We start from the raw sequence: 22,883 nt of genomic DNA, 5'->3' as shown, positions 1-22,883 counted from the left end.
AAAATACATTCTAAAAACAGTCTTATTTATTCAAATTAGGGGAAGCTTAAACGAGCTCCAACGTTTGGGATCTTAAATTTTTAGCAGCAGTCACTAAATTTTTCAAAGCATCTTTGGTTTCTGGCCAATCTCTAGTTTTTAGTCCGCAATCTGGATTTACCCAAATATGTTCTTTAGGTAAAACGTTTTTGGCTTTTGTAAGCAAGTTTTCAATTTCTTCTAAAGAAGGAACGCGTGGCGAATGTATATCGTAAACACCTGGTCCAATTTCATTCGGATATTTAAAATCAACAAAAACATCTAGTAATTCCATTTCAGAACGTGATGTTTCAATAGTAATTACATCGGCATCCATATCAGAAATACTTGCAATGATGTCATTAAACTCCGAATAACACATATGCGTATGGATTTGAGTTTGGTTTTGCACACCACTTGCCGAAATTCTAAACGCTTTTACAGCCCAATTTAGGTAATTCTTCCATTCTTCCTCTCGTAATGGTAATCCTTCACGAATGGCAGGTTCGTCTATTTGAATAATTTTTAAACCCGCTTTTTCTAGATCTGTAACTTCATCTCTAATCGCTAATGCAATTTGGTTACAAGTAACGTCTCTAGGCTGATCGTTTCGAACAAAAGACCACTGTAAAATAGTAACCGGACCAGTAAGCATGCCTTTTACAGGAATATCAGTTAAAGATTGTGCGTATTCAGACCATTTTACGGTCATTGGGTTTTCGCGAGATACATCGCCAAATAAAATAGGTGGTTTTACACAACGGCTACCGTAACTTTGTACCCAGCCGTAGCTGCTAAAGGCAAATCCGTTTAGTTTTTCTCCAAAATACTCAACCATATCATTTCGTTCAAATTCACCATGTACCAAAACATCTAAGCCTATTTCTTCTTGAAAACGGATAGAGTCTTCAATTTCTTTGGCAATTAATGTATTGTATTCTTGTTGAGATAAAATTCCTTTTTTAAATTTTAGACGCCAGCTACGAACTTCTTTGGTTTGCGGGAAAGAGCCAATAGTAGTAGTTGGGAAAAGAGGAAGATGTAACGCTTGTTTTTGTAAAACTTGACGTGTAGAAAAAGTACTTTCTCTATGACTATCGGAAGATTTTAAATTAGAAATTCGCGTTTTTACCGAATCATTATGGATTAGTTTTGAGCTTTTCTTGGTGAGGTTTGCTAATTTATTTTCTTCAAACAAATGTAAATAACCATCGTTATCTGCTTTTAATAAATGTTTAAGCGCAACAATTTCTTCAATTTTTTGTTTAGTAAAAGCTAGCCATTGTTTTATTTCGGGTTCTAGAGTAGTTTCTAAATCGAGATCGTATGGCGTGTGCAGTAGAGAACAAGAGGACGCTATCCATAAATTTTCTGGATCTAATTTTTTACTCGCTTTTTCTATAATTTTAATTGAAGCTTCAAAATCATTTTTCCAAATGTTTCGACCATCTACAACACCTAACGATAGTTTTGTTTTTGGATTAAAATGTTCAGATTCTAAAATATCATTTAATTGTAAAGGGCATCTTACCAAATCTAAGTGTAAAGTATCGACGGGTAGTTGTAAAGCAATATTTAAATTTTCGCCATAACAATCAAAATAGTTAGCTAAAAACACTTTTAATGCCGGGAATTTTTTGGCAATTTTGTTGTATGTTTTTGTAATAGCTTGTTGTTCTTTTTCAGAAAGGTTTAATGCTAAGCAAGGTTCATCAAATTGAATATATTCTGCACCTAAATTCTCTAGTCTTTCAATAACTTCGAAGTAAACGGGTAATAATTTATCCAATAAACCTAACCTATGAAACCCTGATTCTTTTTCTTTTCCTTGAAGTAAAAATGTAACCGGACCAATTAAAACAGGTTTTGTTTTTATTCCTAATGTTAAAGCTTCCTTGTATTCTTCTATAATTTTATTCGAAAAGAAATGAAATGTTTGTTCTTTTTCAAATTCGGGAACAATATAATGGTAATTAGTATCGAACCATTTTGTCATTTCCATGGCAGTAACATCTATATTATCTTTTTGAAGTCCACGCGCCATAGCAAAATACAACTCTAAATAGTTGCTTTTATCAATGTTGTTATAACGTTTTGGAATACAACCAAAAGTTAAACAAGCGTCTAAAACTTGATCGTAAAAAGAGAAGTCATTCGACGGAATTAAATCAACACCTAAGTCTTGTTGTTGTAGCCAATTTTGTTTTTTTATTTCTTTGGCAGTGTTTAGTAGTTCTGTTTGATTAATTTTTCCTGACCAAAAAGCTTCGCATGCTTTTTTTAATTCACGTTGGCGTCCAATTCTTGGGTGTCCTAAAAGGGTAGTTTTCATAATTAAATATTAGATTTTATTGCTGTTCAAAATTAGTATTACAGCATGTAAGTGAGAAATTATAGCTAATATTAAGATGATTTACCTATTTTTGAGTAGTATAATAGAATAATGTTATTTATATCTAGTTAAATATGAGTTTACCAGAAAATAATTCTGCTTTACCATTGGATGAAATAGATTTGCGCTTATTAAGAATGTTGCAAGCTAATTCGAGCCTAACAACAAAGCAATTAGCAGCTAAAGTGAATCTATCTACTACGCCAGTTTTTGAGCGTATCAAAAAATTAGAAAAGGCAGGCTATATTAAAAACTATGTTGCTGTTTTAGATGCCGAAAAGCTTCAAAAGGGCTTAACAGTGTTTTGTAATATTACTTTGAAAGAGCATACACGCATTATAGGTAATCAATTTGTGAAGGATATTGTGTCTCTTGAAGAAGTTGTAGAGTGTTATAATATCTCGGGAGATTATGATTTTTTACTTAAAATATTGGTAAAAGATATGAAGGAGTATCAGAATTTTGTTCTAAACCATTTAGGAAGCGTTAAAAACATTGGTAGTGCACAGAGTACTTTTGTAATGGGCGAAATTAAAAATTCTTATGCTGTACCCATTTAAGTTTGGGTTTTAATTTACACTATTTATCATCAGCTTCGCGGACTGCATTGTTTGCCCATTCTGTAGCATCATTTATTTCTGTAAATGTTTTCAATGGTTTTTTTGAAAATATTTGTTCGATTTGAGAATTGATACGTGCTATTTTTTTAGATGAAACTATGGCAAAACCTACTAAGTTTTCAATTTTTGAGGCTTGAATATAAATAACGGGATCTACGGCATACGAGTTTATGCGGTGTGAGATGTAAACAAATTTTTTGTTTTTAAAATGGGTTTTTGCTATTTTGAATAGGTCGGCATTCGACAGGTCGGTTACGGTTTCTCCTTCGTTAACAATACCAATAACGTAGTTTTCGTAAACCTGCATGACCCCAACTGATGTTTTTACTATGTGCATCATTTATATGAAATGGTGTTTTGATGAATAAAAAAAAGCTCGAAAAACTAATTTCGAGCTTTTTTTATTTATAATTTTATTTTAAGACTCTGTTGATTTTTCAGCTTTTATAATTGAAATACTCAACTCTTCTGTTTTAGCATCAAGATCAATTTTGATGTTATCGCCATCTTGTAAATGCGAAGCTACAATCTCTTCAGCTAAAGCATCTTCAACATATTTTTGAATGGCTCTTTTTAAAGGTCTTGCTCCGTATTGTTTATCGAAACCTTTATCGGCAATATAGTCTTTAGCTGTTTCTGTAATAGTTAGGTTGTAACCTAATAACTTAATACGATCTAAAAGTTTTTCTAATTCGATATCGATAATTTTGTTGATGTCTTCTTTTTCTAAAGCATTAAAGACAACTACATCATCAATTCTATTTAAAAATTCTGGTGCGAAGGATTTTTTCAAAGCATTTTCGATAACACTTTTTGCATTCGCATCTTCTTGAGCCTTTTGTGATGCTGTTCCAAAACCAATTCCGGTACCAAAATCTTTTAATTTACGAGCTCCAATATTAGAAGTCATTATGATAATAGTGTTTCTAAAATCAATTTTTCTACCTAAAGAATCGGTTAAATAACCATCATCTAAAACTTGAAGTAGCATATTGAATACATCTGGATGTGCTTTTTCAATTTCATCTAAAAGAATAACTGCGTAAGGTTTACGACGTACTTTTTCTGTAAGTTGTCCACCTTCTTCATAACCAACGTATCCCGGAGGTGCTCCAACTAATCTAGAAATAGCGAATTTTTCCATGTATTCACTCATGTCAATTCTGATTAAAGATTCTTCAGAATCGAATAATTCTCTAGATAACACTTTAGCTAACTGTGTTTTACCAACACCTGTTTGCCCTAAAAATATAAATGACCCAATTGGCTTATTTGGATCTTTAAGTCCAGCACGGTTTCTTTGAATAGCCTTAACTACCTTAGCAACAGCATTATCTTGGCCAATTACTTTTCCTTTTATAAGGTCTGGCAATTCAGCTAACTTATTAATTTCTGTTTGCGCAATACGGTTTACAGGCACACCAGTCATCATAGAAACCACATCGGCAACATTATCTTCTGTTACCACTTCACGATGTTGTTTGGTGTCTTCTTCCCATTTTTCTTGTGCAACAGCTAATTCTTTTTCAAGACGTTTTTCATCATCTCTTAGTTTTGCAGCTTCTTCGTATTTCTGTTTTTTAACAACAGTATTCTTGGTTTCCTTAACTTCTTCTAGTTTCTTTTCTAGTTCTAGAATTTGTTTTGGAACTTCAATATTAGTAATGTGTACGCGAGAACCCGCTTCATCTAAAGCATCGATAGCTTTGTCTGGTAAAAAGCGCTCTGTCATGTATCTATTTGTTAATTTTACACAAGCCGCAATAGCTTCTGGTGTATAATCAACATTATGGTGCTCTTCGTATTTACCTTTTATGTTGTTAAGTATTTCAATAGTTTGTTCTACCGTTGTAGGCTCAACAATTACCTTTTGGAAACGACGCTCTAAGGCACCATCTTTTTCTATGTACTGTCTGTATTCATCTAAAGTTGTGGCACCAATACATTGTATTTCGCCTCTTGCTAAAGCAGGTTTAAACATATTGGAAGCGTCTAAACTTCCAGTAGCTCCACCAGCTCCAACTATAGTATGTATTTCATCTATAAATAGAATAACATCATCATTTTTTTCAAGCTCGTTCATAACGGCTTTCATACGCTCTTCAAACTGTCCGCGGTATTTTGTTCCGGCAACTAAGCTGGCTAAATCTAAAGTAACTACACGTTTATTGAAAAGAATTCGGGATACTTTACGTTTCACAATTCTAAGCGCTAAACCTTCGGCAATGGCAGATTTACCAACACCAGGTTCACCGATTAATAGCGGATTGTTTTTCTTTCGTCTACTTAAAACTTGAGAAACACGTTGTATTTCTTCTTCACGACCAACAACAGGATCTAGTTTTCCTTCTTCGGCCATTGCTGTTAAGTCGCGCCCAAAGTTATCTAAAACTGGAGTTTTAGACTTTTTGTTGGTTTTAGCACCTGTTGGTGCATTAAAAATACTGTCTTTAGAAGATTCGTCTTCTATGTTAGAATCATCATCCGGGAATTCAGCTTTCGGTTCTATATAACTATCATCGTTTGTTATCATAATTTTAAATTGTTCTTTAACATTGTCGTAGTAAACCTTTAATTTATTTAAAAGTTTTGTAGTTGGGTCATTTTCATTTCTTAAAATACAAAGCAGTAAATGCGCTGTATTTATTGAGGTGCTCTGAAATAATTTAGCCTCTAAAAACGTGGTTTTTAGTGCGCGTTCTGCTTGCCTTGTTAAATGTAAGTTCTTCTTTTGGTTAGAACCTACAGCTATATTGGGGTTTGCAGGACTTAATATTTCTACTTTACGCCTTAAATGATTTAAATCAATATCTAAAGCGTTTAAAATTGTTATTGCTTTGCCATTACCATCACGCAAAAGACCAAGCATAAGGTGCTCGGTACCGATAAAATCGTGACCTAACCTTAGGGCTTCTTCTTTGCTGTAAGCAATAACATCTTTTACTCTTGGGGAAAAATTATCATCCATATTCGTGTCCTTTCTGCATTAAAAATACTAAAACATTTTACCAACGACAAAAACTATACCTTTTTTTGTGTGTAAAATGCTAATTGACGAAAAAAAGGATATAAATCCAAAATTTTGGAATACATACTTATTAACTAAAAAGAGATGTGAAATTGTTAATAAAAAACATGAAAAAATGATTATAAAACCCTTAGTATAACTATTGGAATTGTTATATTAGCATGTTTTGAAAATTACATAAAACTTAATTAAAATATATATGGCAGAAGGAGAAAAACTTATTCCAATTAATATTGAAGATGAGATGAAATCAGCTTACATTGATTATTCAATGTCAGTTATTGTGTCACGTGCTTTACCAGATGTAAGAGATGGATTAAAACCCGTTCATAGACGTGTACTTTATGGTATGCATGAACTAGGTATTAGAGCAAATACAGCACATAAAAAGTCGGCAAGAATAGTTGGGGAAGTTTTAGGTAAGTATCACCCACACGGCGATACTTCGGTTTACGATGCAATGGTGCGTATGGCTCAAGAGTGGAGTTTACGTTACATGCTAGTAGATGGACAAGGGAATTTTGGTTCGATTGATGGTGATAGTCCTGCAGCAATGCGTTATACAGAAGCACGTATGCGTAAAATTGCAGAAGACATGTTGGCAGATATCGATAAGGAAACCGTAGATCATAAGTTAAACTTTGATGATACTTTACAAGAGCCAACGGTTTTACCAACACGTATTCCAGGTCTTTTAGTTAATGGAGCATCGGGTATTGCTGTAGGTATGGCGACTAATATGCCTCCTCACAATTTAACAGAGGTTGTAAATGGTACAATTGCCTATATCGAAAATAACGATATTGAAATTGATGAGCTTATACAACATATTAAAGCACCAGATTTTCCAACAGGTGGTACTATATATGGATACGATGGTGTAAAGGAAGCTTTCCATACAGGTCGTGGACGTATTGTTATGCGTGCTAAAACTAATATTGAAGAGGTAAACGGTCGTGAATGTATTATTGTTGACGAAATTCCGTACCAAGTCAATAAGGCAGATATGATTAAAAAAACTGCCGATTTAGTTAACGATAAAAAACTAGAGGGTATTTCACTTATTCGTGATGAATCTGATAGAAATGGTATGCGTATCGTTTACGTTTTAAAACGTGATGCGATTCCTAATATCGTTTTAAATAAACTTTTTAAATATACAGCGTTACAGTCTTCTTTTAGTGTAAACAATATTGCATTAGTAAATGGACGTCCACAGTTATTAAACTTAAAGGAGTTAATTCATTACTTCGTAGAGCATAGACATGAAGTTGTTGTTAGACGTACTACTTATGAATTACGTAAAGCAGAAGAACGCGCGCACATATTAGAAGGATTAATTATTGCTTCGGATAATATAGATGAAGTAATAAAAATTATTCGTGCTTCTAATAATGCAGATGAGGCTAGAAATAACTTAATTGAACGTTTCAAACTTTCAGAAATTCAAGCAAAAGCTATTGTTGAGATGCGTTTGCGTCAGTTAACAGGTTTAGAGCAAGATAAATTGCGTGCTGAATATGATGACATTATGAAAACTATTATTGACCTTAAAGATATCTTAGATCGCAAAGAGCGTAGAATGGATATTATTAAGGAAGAATTAGTTGTTGTTCGCGATAAATATGGTGATGAGCGTCGTTCTTTAATAGAATATGCTGGTGGCGATTTAAGTATCGAAGATATGATCCCTAATGAGAGTGTGGTTATTACAATTTCTCATGCAGGTTATATTAAACGTACATCTTTAACAGAATACAAAACACAGCATAGAGGAGGTGTAGGGCAAAAAGCATCTACAACAAGAAATGAAGATTTCTTAGAACACTTATTTGTGGGTACAAACCACCAATATATGTTATTCTTCACTCAAAAAGGAAAATGTTTCTGGATGCGTGTTTACGAAATCCCAGAAGGATCTAAAACATCTAAAGGACGTGCTATTCAAAACCTTGTAAATATTGAACAAGATGATAAAGTTATGGCTTTCATTTGTACTCAAGATTTAAAAGATGAAGAATACATTAATAGTCATTACGTAATTATGGCTACTAAAAAAGGTCAGGTTAAAAAGACTTCTTTAGAGCAATATTCTCGTCCAAGAACAAACGGAATTAATGCCATTACTATTAAGGACGATGATGTTTTATTAGAAGCTAAACTTACAACTGGTGAAAGCCAAGTGATGTTAGCATTAAAATCTGGTAAAGCTATTCGTTTCGAAGAAGCTAAAACGCGTCCGATGGGTCGTGGTGCATCTGGAGTTCGTGGTATTCGTTTACAAGATGAAGAAACAGATGAAGTTATCGGAATGATTGCTGTTGACGATATGGAAAGCAACGTGCTTGTAGTATCTGAAAATGGTTATGGTAAACGTTCTAGTTTAGAAGATTATAGAATTACTAACCGTGGAGGAAAAGGTGTAAAAACTATTTCTATTACAGAAAAAACAGGTAATCTAGTGTCTATTAAAAACGTAACGGATGATGATGATTTGATGATTATCAACAAATCTGGTGTAGCAATTAGATTGGCAGTTGCCGATTTAAGAGTTATGGGACGTGCAACTCAGGGAGTGAAATTAATAAACCTTAAAGGAAAAGATTCTATTGCCGCAGTTGCAAAAGTAATGCATGAAGATGAAGAGATTGTACTTGAAGGAGAAGAAGGTGAAACTTCTGTAGAAGGCGTTGAAGGTGTTGAAAACACTGATTTTTCTGAAGATGGCACAACTCTTGATAATAATTTAGAAGATAATAACACTGAAATTTAAACTTAATATTACTTAAAATGAAAAAACAATTAATCATAGCTTTAGCCATTTCAATGGGTGCATTTTCATTTGCACAAAAGAAAGAATTGAAGGCAGTAGAAAAAGCTATTAAATCGAGCGATTTTGCAGCAGCAAAAGCAGCAGCAACTACAGCAGAAGGTCTTTTAGGTGCTATGGATGAAAAATCTAAAGCAAAGTATTACTACTTATTAGGACAAGCACTTTATGCTGATGGAAAAGGGTCTGATGCAGATATTGCAACGGCTCTAGAAAGTTTTACAAAAGCAGAAAGTGCTTACGGATCTGAAGTAACTGCTTTAAAGCAAACTATTACTAACAAGTTTTTAACTAAAGGTAATGCTGCTTACGAAAAGCAAGATTATTCTAATGCTTCTAAGTATTTTGAAAAATCTTATAGAGTAAAAGAAAAAGATACTGTTTATCTTTATTATGCAGCTGCAACAGCTGTAAACGTAAAAGAGTATGATAGAGCTTTAGGATTATATGAAGAACTTAAAAATTTAGGTTATACAGGTATCCAAAAGCAATATTTTGCAATTAACAAAGAGACTGGAGAAGAAGAAATTCTAGATAAAGCAACTCGTGATCTTTATGTAAAAGCAAAGAGTCACATTAAGCCAGGTGAACGTTTAACGGAATCTAAAAAACCAGAAATTGTTAAAAATGTAGCATTAATTTATGTTAGCGAAGGTAACAATGAGAAGGCTATTGAGGCTATGAAAGAAGCTAGAGATGAGAATCCAGATGATGTAAACTTAATTCTTTCTGAAGCTAATATTCATTTCAAAATGGGTAACACTGAAAAGTTTCAAGAGCTTTTAACTAAAGCTACAGAATTAGAGCCAGAAAATGCTGAGTTACAATATAACTTAGGTGTAATTGCATCTCAATCTGATCATCCAGTAGAGGCTAAGGCTTATTATGAGAAAGCAATTGAATTAGATCCTAATTATGTAAATGCTTATATTAATATTTCTGCTCTTGTATTAGCGAGAGAAGAGCCACTTATTACTGAAATGAATGGTTTAGGAAGTTCTAAAAAAGATGATTTACGTTACGATGAATTAAGAGAAGAGCGTCAAAACTTATATAAAGAAGCAGTACCATTTTTAGCGAAAGCTTTAGAGATAGATACTGAAAACTTAAGCGCAGCAAAAACTTTAATGAACATCTATAATATTTTAGGTGAATCTGATAAAGCTAAAGGTTTAAAAGCTAAAGTTGAAGCTTTAGAAGGGGCTCAATAATTATAAGGTCACTTTCATAAAATAAAAAAGGTCGCAATTTGCGACCTTTTTTTATGCAGTATATTTTAAAAAAATATTAAATAATCTTTTTAATTACGCGTAGTTTATGCGTGTGTTTTCTTTTGTCGACGTTATAAATTCCAGAATGATCTAAGCGGTCAATTCTTACTTTACCATGCGCATGTATAATGTAATTGTCCTCCATTATTAAGCCAACATGAGTAATAGTGCCTTCGCTATTATCAAAAAAAGCTAAATCTCCAGGTTCACTTTCTTCTATAAAACTTAAAGCTTCGCCTTGCGTGGCTTGCTGAGAGGCATCACGAAGTAATTTGTAACCATTTAATTTATAAACCATTTGTGTAAAACCAGAGCAGTCTATCCCGAAAGGTGTTTTTCCACCCCATAAATAAGGTGCATTTAAGTATGTGAATGCGGTTTGTATTATTTGCGATTTAGGACATGTACCAGAAATTACCCCTCCATCATAGTGGTGGTCTAATAAAGAGATTCCGTTTAAGCTAGAGCCAAAAACAATAGGGTGGAGTTGTTCGTCTTTATCCTGAATAAATTCAACCAAATCTCCAGAAAGCTGCAAAGGCTGTCTATTTAAATTAGTGTATTGCTCTTCTGTTAATTCAACATATTGTTTATTATCTATCCAACCTTCGTAAGTATCAAAGGCAATTCTAATTTTACTCCAATTTTTACGTTGTTCTAAAACTTTAAACACATCACCATAAATTACTTGCGAAATTAATTCGCTAGCATCCGATGGTTCTAGTCTTAAAGGTACAATGCTTAAATTACAAATTCCGTATTGCATTAATCAATTATCGTTGTTTAATATTTTAAATAAAGCTCTGTTTTATTCAAATTAATATACAGGCAACAGCTTTTAAAGTTAACTTATATATTGTTTTTTAAGGGCGTTCTATAACTACTGCCGATGCGCCACCGCCGCCATTACAAATTGCAGCAGCACCAATTTTTGCATTGTTCTGTTCAAGTACATTCAGTAATGTAATCAGTATTCTAACACCAGAGCAACCCAGTGGATGTCCAAGTGAAACGGCACCACCATTAACGTTAACATTGCTATCGTTAAGACCCAAAATTTTCATATTTGCTAAACCAACAACCGAAAAAGCTTCATTAAACTCAAAGAAATCTACATCTTCAAGTTTCATACCTGCTTTGTTCAAGGCTTTTGGTAGCGCTTTTGCTGGTGCTGTTGTAAACCATTCTGGCTCGTGAGCAGTATCTGCATAACTTTTTATGGTCGCTAGAATTTTTAATCCAAGTTCTTCTGCTTTGTCTTTACTCATTAATATCATAGCTCCAGCACCATCATTTATGGTAGAAGCATTGGCAGCTGTAACTGTACCATCTTTACTAAAAGCAGGTCTAAGTTGCGGTATTTTATCCATTTTAACATTGGTAAACTCTTCATCTTTCGAAAAAACTAAAGCATCACCACGGCGTTGTGGTACTTCTACAGGCACAACTTCGTTATCAAATTTTCCTGCTTCCCAAGCTGCTGCAGAACGTTTGTAAGATTGTATGGCGTAAGCATCTTGAGCTTCACGAGAAAACTCATACTTATTAGCACAAGCATCTGCACAAACTCCCATAGCATCTTCGCTATATGGATCTACTAAACCATCTTTTTGTAAACCATCTATTAAAGATGTTGGTCCAAATTTAGTTCCCGTTCTAGCATGTAAATAATGAGGTATTAAACTCATGTTTTCCATACCACCAGCAACTATAATATCTGCATCACCAAGCGCAATACTTTGAGCGGCTTGCATAACAGCTTTCATACCCGAAGCACAAACTTTATTTATCGTTGTACAAGGCACCGTGTTAGGTATACCTGCGTAGATAGCAGCTTGTCTTGCTGGAGCTTGTCCGGTTCCTGCTTGCACCACATTACCCATTAAAACTTCATCTACCAATTCTGGTTTTAAATTAATTTTATCTAATGCTCCTTTTATTGCAATAGCTCCTAATTTAGGGGCAGCAATGGTTGATAAACTTCCTAAAAAACTACCAATTGGTGTTCTTGCTGCAGAAACGATAACGACTTCTTTGCTCATAATGATCTACTTTGGTTTAGTTTGAATGTATTTTATATTATAATGAAAAATTAAAAATAGAATAAATTCATTGCGAAAATAACGATTTTTTTAATAATATACAGAGATGTGTTCATTATAAAAGGTGGTGAAAGCCTAATATTTTATTACATTTGAAAATGAAATCATTAACTAAATTTTTATCTATATTTAGTTAGAAAATGTACCTGTGAAAGACTTTTTAAATAAATTATACCGAAACCATTCTTTAATATATAAGGTTCTCTTATTTATTTGTACAACGTTTTTAATTGTTTATTTGTTTCCGAAGAGCGGGAAATTTAAATATAATTTTGAAAAAGGAAAGCCTTGGCAGTCAGAGAATTTGTATGCGCCTTTCGATTTTGCTATTAAAAAATCTGAGAGTGAAATTAATAAAGAAAAAGAAGATATTATTAATAATGGAACTTTGTATTTCAGCATTGATAGTAGCATTGAAAACAAAGTAAAAACAGCCTTTAAAAAGGAGTTTACTACTAATTTTTCCGATACTATTTCGTTAACATCATCTAGTGAATTATACAAAACAGGAATTGATATTATTTCTCAACTTTATGCGTTTGGTGTTTTAAATGAAAGTTATAGTTTTTCTGAAGAAAAAAGAATTGTAATTTTAGACGAACGTGTAAAGAAACAAGAGGGTATTTATTTCGATTTAATTAAATTGGATAAAGTGACTTCTGTAATAGAAAAAGTTTTAAAAAAGCATAAATTATCTTCTAATAAAACTGAATTTGTTTCATTGTTTTACGACTTAGTAGAACCAAATTTAACTTTCGATAAATCTTTCACAGACAAAGCTTTGCAAGAAGAGTTAGATAAAATAGTTTATGCTAGAGGAAGTATTGAAAAACAAACTTTAATAGTTTCTAAAGGAGAAGTTGTTCAGGGCGATAAATATCAAATATTAAAGTCTTTACAATCGGAATACGAATCGCAGGTTTGGAGCAAATCTAGCTACATTTGGATTTTATTTGCATACACGTTATTAGTGGCCTTAGCGTTACTTATGCTTCTATTATTTTTAATGAAATACAGATTAAGTGTATTTGAAAATAATACCAAAGTTACCTTTATATTCTTCAATATATTTTTGTTAATCTTTCTAACCACTATGGTAGTAAACTACAATTCAAAGTTTATATACGTGGTGCCAATATGTATTCTGCCTTTAGTTTTTAAAGCGTTTTTCGATGCACGCTTAGGGTTGTTTTCTCATGTTATTACCGTGTTGCTTTTAGGTTTTGTAGTACCAAATAGTTACGAGTATATGTTTTTGCAAATTATAGCTGGTATTGTTACTATATTAACGGTAAAAGAGCTTTACAAGCGTGCTAATTTGTTTATTTCGGTTGGGCAAATTACACTTATTTATTTTATAGCTTATTTTGCGTTTTTTGTAATTCATGAAGGAACGGTTGAAACTCTAGACTGGAAAACTTTTGGCTATTTTGTACTTTGTGGATTAGCAACATTATTTGTGCAGCCTTTAATTTATGTTTACGAGAAAGTTTTCGGGTTGGTATCCGATGTATCATTGTTAGAGCTTTCCGATACTAATTCTAAGCTTTTAAAAGAATTATCTAATAAGGCACCTGGCACGTTTCATCATTCCTTAAACGTTGCTAATTTGGCGGAATCTTCTGCAAATGAAATTGGAGCAAACGCCATGTTAGTTAGGGTAGGAGCTTTGTATCATGATATTGGTAAAATGAAGAGCCCAACTTACTTTACCGAAAATCAATCTACCGGAATTAATCCGCATGATGAGTTATCATCTAAAGAAAGTGCGAGAATAATTACCGATCACGTTATTGACGGAATAGAAATTGCTAAGAAAAATAATTTGCCAGATCGTGTTATAGATTTTATTAGAACACATCACGGTACTAGCGTGGTGTATTACTTTTATATGCAGGAAAAAAAGAACCATGATGATGTAGATCGATTAGATTTTAGCTATCCTGGTCCGAAGCCTTTTAGTAAAGAAACGGCAATCTTAATGATGTGCGATAGTATTGAAGCTGCATCTAAGAGTTTAAAGGAGCCAACCTCGACAAAAATTGACGCATTTGTGGAAAATATAATAAATAAGCAGATAGAAGAGGGACAATTTTTAAATGCGAACATAACTTTTAAAGAAATTGAGTCGATTAAAAAAGTGCTAAAACACAAGCTAGCAAACATTTACCATTTAAGAATTGAATACCCTGAATAATTTTTGAAAAAAAATGAAAAAATGTTTGTTAGATTTAAGATGAAATCCTAAATTTGCACCCGCATTACAATATTAGTGCTGAGTTCTTAGAACAATTATTGGAGAGGTGCCTGAGTGGCCGAAAGGAGCGGTTTGCTAAATCGTCGTTGGTGGAAACACTGACCCAGGGTTCGAATCCCTGTCTCTCCGCAAAATATTTTGAAAAAAATATAGATAACCAATTCGGGGTGTAGCGTAGCCCGGTTATCGCGCCGCGTTTGGGACGCGGAGGTCGCAGGTTCGAATCCTGCCACCCCGACTAACCTAGAGATAGGAATACTAAACACAGTTAATCTTTTGATTAGCGGTGTTTTTTTATATCGACCAAACTATAATAGTTAGCCTATTATTCTGCTTCTTTAAAAATGCATTTTACTTTATCTACATAATTTTTTTAATAAATATTTTTTCTTGTTGTTTAGAAATTAAACAATGTATTATTATTTCAAAATTTAACTCTCACATCATTTCAGTAAGCTTTATCTTTTTAATAAGTAGATAGAGGTGTTTTGTATGAGGTTTGTTTTTGGTTTTTGTAAATATTGAGAGTTATTCATTAATTGTATGTAGTAATTATCTTCTTTTTTATTTATTTTCATAATAAATAAGCTTAAAACGTCGTTTAAAAACATTTATATCGGATTAAATGTTTATTTTAGCAAATAATTAACGTTGCGATTCTTACGTCAGGGCACAAATTTAGCCTAGATTTAATCGATTGCTTGAATAAAATAGTCCCAAATGAAATTAAAAAGAAGTGTTATAACCAAACCGTTTACTATTCTATCTATATAAGAGTGTACACAGTAAAAATATATTACTAGTTCAATTATTAAAAAAAGCTAACTCTCGTGCTTCAAGTTCTTTTCAATAAGAAGCATAGCTGAATTTATACCTATTTAATAAAGTCTATGATAATTTATGGATAGTAAAATAACTATCCGAAAAACCAATTTTTTCTATATTAAGCTAATATGCTTACACTGTTGATTGCTCTCTTTCAAAGCCCCGTATATGTGTTGTAAAATATGAGCATGATAAAAATCATACTTGATTATGTGAAAAAAATATAATTTGCATAACTGTATTTTAAAGTAAAATGAAACCTACGAATGATTAACTTAAAATTCTCCAAAAATATAAGCTGCCTAGCTAAGGGGATAATTCTTATTGTCATTTTTATCTGTTGGAGCAACACTTGTTTTGGACAAAAAATTGCTGTGCCAGAAAATATTCAAGCGGCACTATTAACTAAGGTTTTAAAGTATAATCCTCAAATTCCTCAAAATAGTCAAATTAAAATCTTAGTGGTTTACAATGATAATACTATCCTAGATAAAGACGAGTTTATTAAAGGACTAGGAAGTTCTATGGCTTTTAAAGCCATTACAACAAGAGAATTAGCGAAAAATATTTCTGAGTTTGATGTTGTTTATTTCATGGAAGGCATTAATGGGTTTTCTGAATTATGCAGAAGTAATAAAGTTTTATCAGTAACGGCTACAACACGGTTTGTAGAAGAAGGGGAAATTTCCCTAGGATTTGGAATTGAAAACAGTAAACCCAAGATATTGGTGAATTTAACATCTCTAGATATGGAAGGACAATCGTTCTCTTCGGATATATTGAGAATTGGAAAAATTTTTAAATAACACAGTTATGAATTTTAAGGAAAAAATACTTTTATTCATTATGATCATAACATCATTGTTATGTTTCGAAACTTTCGCGCAAAAAGATAAAGTTTATAATGAAATGACTCTTGAGGAGTTATTGGATATTGATGTTGTGGTAACTGCTTCTAAACACCCAGAAGATTTGTTTGAAACACCATTGTCTACAACTATTATTAGTAAAGAGGAAATTAGTAATTCTGGAGTTACAAGTATTCCAGAAGCATTGCGTTTATCTCAAGGTTTAATTGTTAGAGAAATTACTCCAGGTAATTACGACATACATATTAGAGGGTATGATGATATTACAAAAAATGTATATTTAACATTGTCTTACAATACGACTATATTGGTGATGATTGATAACCGAATAGTATACAGTTATTTTAGTGGAGGAACATTTTGGGAAACTTTACCTGTAGATTTAATTGATGTTGAAAGAATTGAAGTTGTTAGAGGACCTGCGTCTGCTTTATACGGGCCTAATGCTGTTACTGGTGTAATTAACATCATCACTTCTCATGCTAATAAAAAAGGTAAAAACATTACTGTTAATAGCCAAATTGGAACCAACGAGGCTAAAAATGCTAGTGTAAATATTGGTTATAATTGGGATGATAAAACAAAGCTTTCATTCTCTGGTAATTTTACAGAACGTCACCGTTTTGATACGGATTATTTTGATTTCATAAGGAAAGGTTATACATCTGTAGATAGTTTAACCATGTTTGTGTCACCGGTAAAAGATGTAAATGGCAATGAGCCTTGGACGTTTTTAGAATATCAAGAAGAACTCGGTGCGTATTATAATGAAGATCTCAGTTTAAGAAGAGTAGGAGGAAACATATTTTTAACCCATAATTTTAAAGAAGGTTCTAATTTTGATATTGCTGTTGGTGCACAAAAATCCCAAAGTCAAAGAACAGGCTTTGTAAATTTGGCAACACCATTATCTCAAACAGAGTCGGAAAGTTATTACTTCAATGCAAAAATAAATCACAACAACTTTAGCGGACAGTTTAATATTAACACCGGAAAAGATGAAAATAATTACAAGTTTAATTCTTATAAGTTTACTAACATAGAGGGGAATCTAGAGTATTTTAAAGAATTTAAAAACGTAAGTATTAGACCAGGAGTTAATTATAAGTTTTTATCATATAATAGTCCGTTTACTTACGATGACGGATTTAGTTTTAATGAGCTTAACTTCGAATTTAAAGATGAGCCAAAAAAGACGTTTTCTTATTCCGCTTTTGTATTAACAGAATGGAAACCAATATCTAAACTTAGAATGATTGGAGCTATTCGAGTTGATAAATTTGGGTTTAATAAAAATTATTTCACCAATTTTGAAATAGCATCCACGTATCGAATAAATAAAAACAATTTAGTTAGAGCTGCTTATTCTAGAGCCAGTAAATCACCTTTCTTTTTTGATACGTATCTAAATAGTGATTTAACTGTAAAATATGCGAGTAATGCTACTAATTTAGATGTACCTGTAGATTTTACAGTTAGTGGCCAAGAAGATTTAAAATACCCAACTATTACAAGTTTTGAAATCGGTTGGAGAACGAAATTGAAAACAAATTTAACATTAGATTTTGAGGCATTTTATTCTAAAGTAGACAATTTTGTAAATCCAAATGCATATTATGATTATGTTACTACACAAGAAATAAATGAAGCGGGTGAGCCAGATGAAATTTTAGCTATACATGCTGATGGTTCTGTTATATTCGAAAATTACGATTTAAAAGCAAACCAGTTTGGAGCAGGATTTACATTAAACTATGATTTTAGTGATAATTTTCAAGCTAAGGTGTTCGGTACTTATCAAAAAACTAATATTTCTGGTAGAAAAGATATTGAGATTGAATTGACTGATATTGTTTTTGAACCTAATGCTGAGGGAGATATTTTAACAACTACTTTAAGCAATAGAACAAACCCTACCCAATGGAGCGAAGAAGCGACGCCATCCTTTTTTGGAGGTTTTTCATTAAATTATAAACCTAATAAAAAGTGGAGTTTTAATACAGATGCTTACATATATGCAGATCATGAATTTGCTAACTATAACTATTATCAAATATCAAATGTAGATAATATTGATGATGCTAAAGTGCAGATGGATATTAGAACCAACATGATTTTAAATGCCAAAACAATCTATCAATTAAATAAAAATATGTCTGTTAATGTTACAGCAAAAAACATATTAGGAAAACACCGTGAATATGGTTTTGCAGACAACATTGGTTCTCTTTTCTTAATAGGCATACAATGGAAATATTAAAATTAAACTCTCAAATCTTTATGAAAAACAATTATTATTTATCTGCTATTATCGCTTTATTTATTTCTTTAACCTCTTGTAGTTCTAGTGACTCTAACGATGCGAACACACCCAGTGATATGGTGAGTTCTAAAACATGGAAGATAGAAAGTAAAATGCTTTCACCTACTATAAATTATGGAGGTGTAGAGATAGACGATATCATGATTCTCGAATCAGAAGAAACTAGAAACTATTCATTTAAATTTAATGCTGATGGTACTTTTGAACAGTATGATGCAACTGGAGAAGTTCTATTTGAAAGTACGTGGTCTTTAAACTCAGATAATACCATTTTATCCTTTGGAGAACCAATTGTTTACGTCTATCCTGTAGTTGGCGAAATGGGGTTTTCTAGCATTGATATTGTCTCTATATCATCATCAAAAATAGTAGGTACTATTGAATCTACGTTTGGTGAAGATGATTACGAGCTTACAATAACATTTATATAAGAAAGTATTAAAACATAATCTTCCAGATAAGTTAATTTATATAAATTATGATCTTTAAAAATCTATCAATTAAAGTTAAAATGATGCTGATTATTCAGTTAGTATCGTTGTCTTCTCTATTGATAGGTTTTTCTTATGTTGTCTATAGTAATATAGATGATTTTAAGGAAGACATGAAGAATAATACTATAATTAACGCTACACTCGTTGGCGATTATTGTGCTGTGCCTTTGGTTTTTGATGTGTCAGAAAGTGCAACAGAAACGCTAGGCAAATTGCAAAATATTCCTTCGCTAGAGGTTGGCATAGTTTATAATGATAAACATGAGGTTTTTGCGGAATATTACAAAAATGGCAATAAAATTCCCGTTTCTAATACTTTTGTAAAAGGCTCATGGAATAAGTTTGAAGACGATCATTTAAGTGTTTCTAAACCCATATTTAGCGATGAAGAATTTGCGGGAACCATTTATTTAAGAGTTTCTACCGAAGAGCTAACCATGAAAATTAATGACTATTTAGTTAAAATGGCTATTTTATTGGTTTGCTTACTTTTAGTTAACTATATACTTGCTACATGGTTGCAAAAAGTTCTTTCAGAACCTATATTGAATTTAACAAAAGCTACTAAAGAAATTTCTCAAGAAGGAAATTATAAACTACGAGTGCATAAACAAGGTAACGATGAAATTGGAGATCTAGTTGATGAATACAACGAAATGCTATCTCAAATCTATGTTAGAGAAGAGGCTTTAAAACAACGCACAAATGAGTTAACACAGACTCTAGGAGATTTAAAGCAAACTCAAGAAAAACTTATTAATTCAGAAAAACTGGCAGCACTTGGTCAATTAATTGCTGGTGTTGCACACGAGATAAACACACCACTTGGAGCCATTCGTTCATCTATCGGCAATATCAATAAAACGTTATGTTTTGTGTTAAATGAATATCCTATATTTATAAATGAATTGCCAAAAGAGTTAAAGGAAAACTTCTTAAATTTAGTTGAAGATTCTTTTAAAAATAGGCACATGCTTACGTCAAAAGAAGAACGATCGCTTAAAAAGAAAATATCTAAAATATTTGAAAAGCGCGATATTAAAAATGCCTATTCATTTGCAGATACTTTTGTAGATATGATGGTAGTAGAAAATGTAGAAAACTATTTAGACTTATTGCAAAACGAAAATTCTGAAAAAATTATAGAAACAGCTTATAAAATTACAGGATTACAAAGAAGTACAGAAAACATTGAATTTGCAGCCGACAGGGCTTCAAAAGTAGTTTTTGCACTAAAGAATTCGTCTAGAGTAAATAATTACGAAGAGCAGGTTTTAGCAGATGTTACAGAAGGCATTGAAAGTGTTTTAATTTTATACAACAACCAAATTAAACAAGGTATAGAAGTAGCAAAAGTATACAAGGAAATACCCGAGATTCTTTGCTATTATGATGAATTAAATCAAGTATGGACCAATATTTTACATAATGCCATTTATGCCATGGAGCTTAATGGTAAATTAACTATTAAAACATACACAGAAAACAATTGGGTTGTAGTTTCAATTAGTGACAGCGGACGAGGTATTCCTAAAGATGAAATTGATAAAATATTCGATCCTTTCTTTAGTACTAAACCAACAGGTGAAGGTACAGGTATAGGCTTGGATATTTCAAAACGAATAGTAGAAAAGCACCACGGAAAAATTGAAGTACAAAGCGAACCAGGAAAAACAACCTTTAGTGTTTACCTACCAATAGCAGGTAGTAACAATGAAGATTCTATAAAACCACAACAATAATACTATGGAGAAAAATGTAATATTATGTGTCGATGATGAAAAAATTATACTAGATAGTATTAAAGCGCAGTTAAAAGAGAATTACGGTAACTTATTTCTATATGAAACTGCCGAAAGTGCAACAGAAGCTTTAGATATTATTGAAGATTTAGAACTAGATTTAAGCACCAATTTAATAATAATTAGCGATTGGTTAATGCCGGTTATAAAGGGTGATGAATTTTTAATTAAAGTACACCAGATGTATCCTAATGCATTAAAAATAATGTTAACAGGTCATGCGGACTATAAATCGATTAAGAAAACGGAAGATGAAGCAGATTTATATAAATGCATTAAAAAGCCTTGGGTTCGGTCTGAGTTATTTTCATGTATTGATTCTGGTTTGCAATTAACTTAAATTACAGCGAATGAAAAAGGATGTAATATTTTGTGTCGATGACGAAAAAATCGTTTTAAATAGTTTAAAAACCGAGCTGAAAAATGCGTTCGGTAATAAGTATATTATAGAAACTGCAGAGTCGGGAACTGAAGCTTTAGAGGCTATCGAGAACTTAATGAGCTTAGGTTATAAAATACAAGTGGTTATTGCAGATTACGCCATGCCAGTTATGAAAGGGGATGAGTTTTTAATGAATCTTCATAGTAAATCCCCTGAGACCTTAAATATATTATTAACTGGGCAAGCAACTATTGAAGGGGTTATAAACTCTATAAATCACGCTGGTTTATATCGTTATATTTCTAAACCTTGGCATACTAATGATCTTGTATTAACAGTAAAGCAAGCGCTTAAAAGTTACGATCAAGAAAATCAACTTAAAGCTCAAAATGAAGCGCTTAAAGAGCTAAGTGCTTCTCTAGAAAACAAAGTACAGTTACGCACACAAGAGCTAAAAAATAATAACATTTTGCTTCTAGAAAAGCAGCAAGAAATTATACTTCAAAATAAGGAATTAGAAACCTATAGAAATCATTTAGAAAACCTTGTTAAAGAGAGAACCCTTGATTTAACTATTGCTAAAGACAATGCAGAAGAAAGTGATCGATTAAAATCGGAATTTTTATCTACCATGTCTCACGAGTTACGCACACCTCTTAATTCAATTATAGGCTTATCTGGTTTGGTAGATCGAGATACATCTATGGATGAGGTTATTGAGTACACACAAATAATAAATAATAGCGGAGAGCATTTACTTAAATTAATTGACGATCTTTTTAATGTTTCTCTTATTGAATCCGGGAAAACTAAAGTCAACATTAAGGATATTGATTTAGGTGTTTTTATGAATGAAATTCATGGGAACATGAAGATTTATTTAGAACGATTAAAAAAGGAACACATAGATTTTAATTTAGTAATACCAGAAATTCATAAAAACTTAACCATTTATACCGATAAATTAAAGCTTACCAACATTTTGGTTAACCTATTAAGGAATGCCATTAAGTTTTCGGAAAATGGTACAATAAATTATGGGTTTAGAATTTGCGAAAAACATGAACAAAAGTATATTGTATTTTTTGTGTCAGATACGGGGATTGGTATTGATAAAAAATATCAGGATTTAATTTTTAAAAGTTTTACTCAGGTTAATAGTGATTTAAACAGACCTTACGAAGGGGCAGGAGTAGGATTAACTATTGCAAAAAAGTTGGTTAATCTTTTAAAAGGTGATATATGGCTAGATTCAACTTTAGGAGAAGGAAGTTCTTTCTTTTTCACAATTCCATTGTATGATGTAAATAACGAAATGATCAGAAATAATTGTGAAAATATCATAAAGTCACCAGCCGAATTTAAAAATGAACGCTAAAAAAAATAAAATAATTATATTTTTTTTCGAGTGTTAAAAATCTTCAAATTTATATAAATAGATAAAATGTTCTGTACTTCAGTGTGTTACTATTTAATTTAGTTGAAGAATAAAATGAAGAAGATTTATTGAAATTTAAAATAGAGAATTTATTTAAAATAAAAAGTAAATTTTATTTGTTAGAACTCTAATAAGTTATATATTTGCAGCCGATAAAGTAAAACCCATTACTTTTAAGTTCTTAAATTAGATATTGAAATTAAGGTTATTTATTAAATATTTAACCAATTAA

Annotated in this window: 15 protein-coding genes and 2 tRNA genes; 12 read left to right on the top strand and 5 right to left on the bottom strand. The window is 32.0% G+C overall.

What is annotated here, in order from left to right:
• Positions 1-46 precede the first annotated feature (46 nt).
• Positions 47-2,350, bottom strand: a complete 2,304-nt coding sequence (gene metE / locus BM246_RS05390; RefSeq protein ID WP_175489779.1) for a 5-methyltetrahydropteroyltriglutamate--homocysteine S-methyltransferase — start codon at positions 2,348-2,350, stop codon at positions 47-49.
• A 134-nt stretch (positions 2,351-2,484) separates the two neighbouring features.
• On the opposite strand from metE, the gene BM246_RS05385 reads away from it, so the two are divergent.
• The gene (locus tag BM246_RS05385; RefSeq protein ID WP_042494755.1) at positions 2,485-2,970 is read left to right on the top strand and encodes an Lrp/AsnC family transcriptional regulator; all 486 of its coding nucleotides are present in this window, start codon (positions 2,485-2,487) and stop codon (positions 2,968-2,970) included.
• 19 nt (positions 2,971-2,989) lie between these two features.
• On the opposite strand, the gene BM246_RS05380 is transcribed toward BM246_RS05385, so the two are convergent.
• Together BM246_RS05380 and BM246_RS05375 are read right to left on the bottom strand one after the other, a co-directional pair.
• On the bottom strand, positions 2,990-3,370 hold the full coding sequence (locus tag BM246_RS05380; protein WP_074936297.1) for a hypothetical protein: 381 nt from the start codon (positions 3,368-3,370) through the stop codon (positions 2,990-2,992).
• A gap of 78 nt (positions 3,371-3,448) precedes the next feature.
• Entirely contained in the window at positions 3,449-5,998 is a 2,550-nt protein-coding gene (locus tag BM246_RS05375) for an ATP-dependent Clp protease ATP-binding subunit (protein ID WP_042503843.1), read from the bottom strand.
• A 259-nt stretch (positions 5,999-6,257) separates the two neighbouring features.
• Between BM246_RS05375 and gyrA the strand changes: the two genes are divergently transcribed.
• Both gyrA and BM246_RS05365 read left to right on the top strand, forming a co-directional pair.
• Positions 6,258-8,831, top strand: a complete 2,574-nt coding sequence (gene gyrA / locus BM246_RS05370; protein ID WP_074936295.1) for a DNA gyrase subunit A — start codon at positions 6,258-6,260, stop codon at positions 8,829-8,831.
• Between the two features lie 17 nt (positions 8,832-8,848).
• Positions 8,849-10,099 carry a tetratricopeptide repeat protein gene (locus BM246_RS05365; protein ID WP_042503845.1) on the top strand — a complete coding sequence of 417 codons (1,251 nt, stop codon included), beginning with the start codon at positions 8,849-8,851 and terminating at the stop codon, positions 10,097-10,099.
• Positions 10,100-10,175: 76 nt separating this feature from the next.
• Here BM246_RS05365 and BM246_RS05360 read toward each other — a convergent pair whose 3' ends face one another.
• Positions 10,176-10,925: a C40 family peptidase gene (locus BM246_RS05360; RefSeq protein ID WP_042494757.1), complete on the bottom strand. Its 750-nt coding sequence runs from the start codon at positions 10,923-10,925 to the stop codon at positions 10,176-10,178.
• A gap of 97 nt (positions 10,926-11,022) precedes the next feature.
• Positions 11,023-12,201: an acetyl-CoA C-acyltransferase gene (locus BM246_RS05355; protein ID WP_074936293.1), complete on the bottom strand. Its 1,179-nt coding sequence runs from the start codon at positions 12,199-12,201 to the stop codon at positions 11,023-11,025.
• Between the two features lie 208 nt (positions 12,202-12,409).
• Between BM246_RS05355 and BM246_RS05350 the strand changes: the two genes are divergently transcribed.
• The 9 genes from BM246_RS05350 (at position 12,410) to BM246_RS05310 (ending at position 22,591) form a co-directional block, all read left to right on the top strand.
• The gene (locus tag BM246_RS05350) at positions 12,410-14,458 is read left to right on the top strand and encodes an HD family phosphohydrolase (protein ID WP_042503848.1); all 2,049 of its coding nucleotides are present in this window, start codon (positions 12,410-12,412) and stop codon (positions 14,456-14,458) included.
• A gap of 100 nt (positions 14,459-14,558) precedes the next feature.
• Positions 14,559-14,647: transfer RNA gene (locus tag BM246_RS05345), tRNA-Ser, on the top strand.
• A 34-nt stretch (positions 14,648-14,681) separates the two neighbouring features.
• A tRNA-Pro gene (locus tag BM246_RS05340) sits at positions 14,682-14,756 on the top strand.
• 853 nt (positions 14,757-15,609) lie between these two features.
• Entirely contained in the window at positions 15,610-16,149 is a 540-nt protein-coding gene (locus BM246_RS05335; protein ID WP_042503850.1) for a YfiR/HmsC family protein, read from the top strand.
• A gap of 40 nt (positions 16,150-16,189) precedes the next feature.
• Positions 16,190-18,472, top strand: a complete 2,283-nt coding sequence (locus tag BM246_RS05330; RefSeq protein WP_175489778.1) for a TonB-dependent receptor plug domain-containing protein — start codon at positions 16,190-16,192, stop codon at positions 18,470-18,472.
• 20 nt (positions 18,473-18,492) lie between these two features.
• Positions 18,493-18,966, top strand: coding sequence for a hypothetical protein (locus BM246_RS05325; RefSeq protein WP_133965656.1), 474 nt, complete (start codon positions 18,493-18,495; stop codon positions 18,964-18,966).
• 80 nt (positions 18,967-19,046) lie between these two features.
• Positions 19,047-20,771: an ATP-binding protein gene (locus BM246_RS05320; protein ID WP_175489777.1), complete on the top strand. Its 1,725-nt coding sequence runs from the start codon at positions 19,047-19,049 to the stop codon at positions 20,769-20,771.
• 4 nt (positions 20,772-20,775) lie between these two features.
• The gene (locus BM246_RS05315; RefSeq protein WP_042494815.1) at positions 20,776-21,171 is read left to right on the top strand and encodes a response regulator; all 396 of its coding nucleotides are present in this window, start codon (positions 20,776-20,778) and stop codon (positions 21,169-21,171) included.
• Positions 21,172-21,181: 10 nt separating this feature from the next.
• Positions 21,182-22,591, top strand: coding sequence for a hybrid sensor histidine kinase/response regulator (locus BM246_RS05310; RefSeq protein WP_074936285.1), 1,410 nt, complete (start codon positions 21,182-21,184; stop codon positions 22,589-22,591).
• Positions 22,592-22,883 lie beyond the last annotated feature (292 nt).

This window comes from Algibacter lectus (assembly GCF_900112395.1).
Taxonomy (GTDB): Bacteria; Bacteroidota; Bacteroidia; order Flavobacteriales; family Flavobacteriaceae; genus Algibacter; species Algibacter lectus.
Note: the sequence above shows the minus strand (reverse complement) of the source record. Positions and strands in the feature narration are given on the sequence as shown.

Coding starts and splice junctions, on each gene's coding strand:
- metE (WP_175489779.1), bottom strand. CDS start 2,350: ATGAAAACTACCCTTTTAGGACACCCAAGAATTGGACGCCAACGTGAA.
- BM246_RS05385 (WP_042494755.1), top strand. CDS start 2,485: ATGAGTTTACCAGAAAATAATTCTGCTTTACCATTGGATGAAATAGAT.
- BM246_RS05380 (WP_074936297.1), bottom strand. CDS start 3,370: ATGATGCACATAGTAAAAACATCAGTTGGGGTCATGCAGGTTTACGAA.
- BM246_RS05375 (WP_042503843.1), bottom strand. CDS start 5,998: ATGGATGATAATTTTTCCCCAAGAGTAAAAGATGTTATTGCTTACAGC.
- gyrA (WP_074936295.1), top strand. CDS start 6,258: ATGGCAGAAGGAGAAAAACTTATTCCAATTAATATTGAAGATGAGATG.
- BM246_RS05365 (WP_042503845.1), top strand. CDS start 8,849: ATGAAAAAACAATTAATCATAGCTTTAGCCATTTCAATGGGTGCATTT.
- BM246_RS05360 (WP_042494757.1), bottom strand. CDS start 10,925: ATGCAATACGGAATTTGTAATTTAAGCATTGTACCTTTAAGACTAGAA.
- BM246_RS05355 (WP_074936293.1), bottom strand. CDS start 12,201: ATGAGCAAAGAAGTCGTTATCGTTTCTGCAGCAAGAACACCAATTGGT.
- BM246_RS05335 (WP_042503850.1), top strand. CDS start 15,610: ATGATTAACTTAAAATTCTCCAAAAATATAAGCTGCCTAGCTAAGGGG.
- BM246_RS05330 (WP_175489778.1), top strand. CDS start 16,190: ATGATCATAACATCATTGTTATGTTTCGAAACTTTCGCGCAAAAAGAT.
- BM246_RS05325 (WP_133965656.1), top strand. CDS start 18,493: ATGAAAAACAATTATTATTTATCTGCTATTATCGCTTTATTTATTTCT.
- BM246_RS05320 (WP_175489777.1), top strand. CDS start 19,047: ATGATGCTGATTATTCAGTTAGTATCGTTGTCTTCTCTATTGATAGGT.
- BM246_RS05315 (WP_042494815.1), top strand. CDS start 20,776: ATGGAGAAAAATGTAATATTATGTGTCGATGATGAAAAAATTATACTA.
- BM246_RS05310 (WP_074936285.1), top strand. CDS start 21,182: ATGAAAAAGGATGTAATATTTTGTGTCGATGACGAAAAAATCGTTTTA.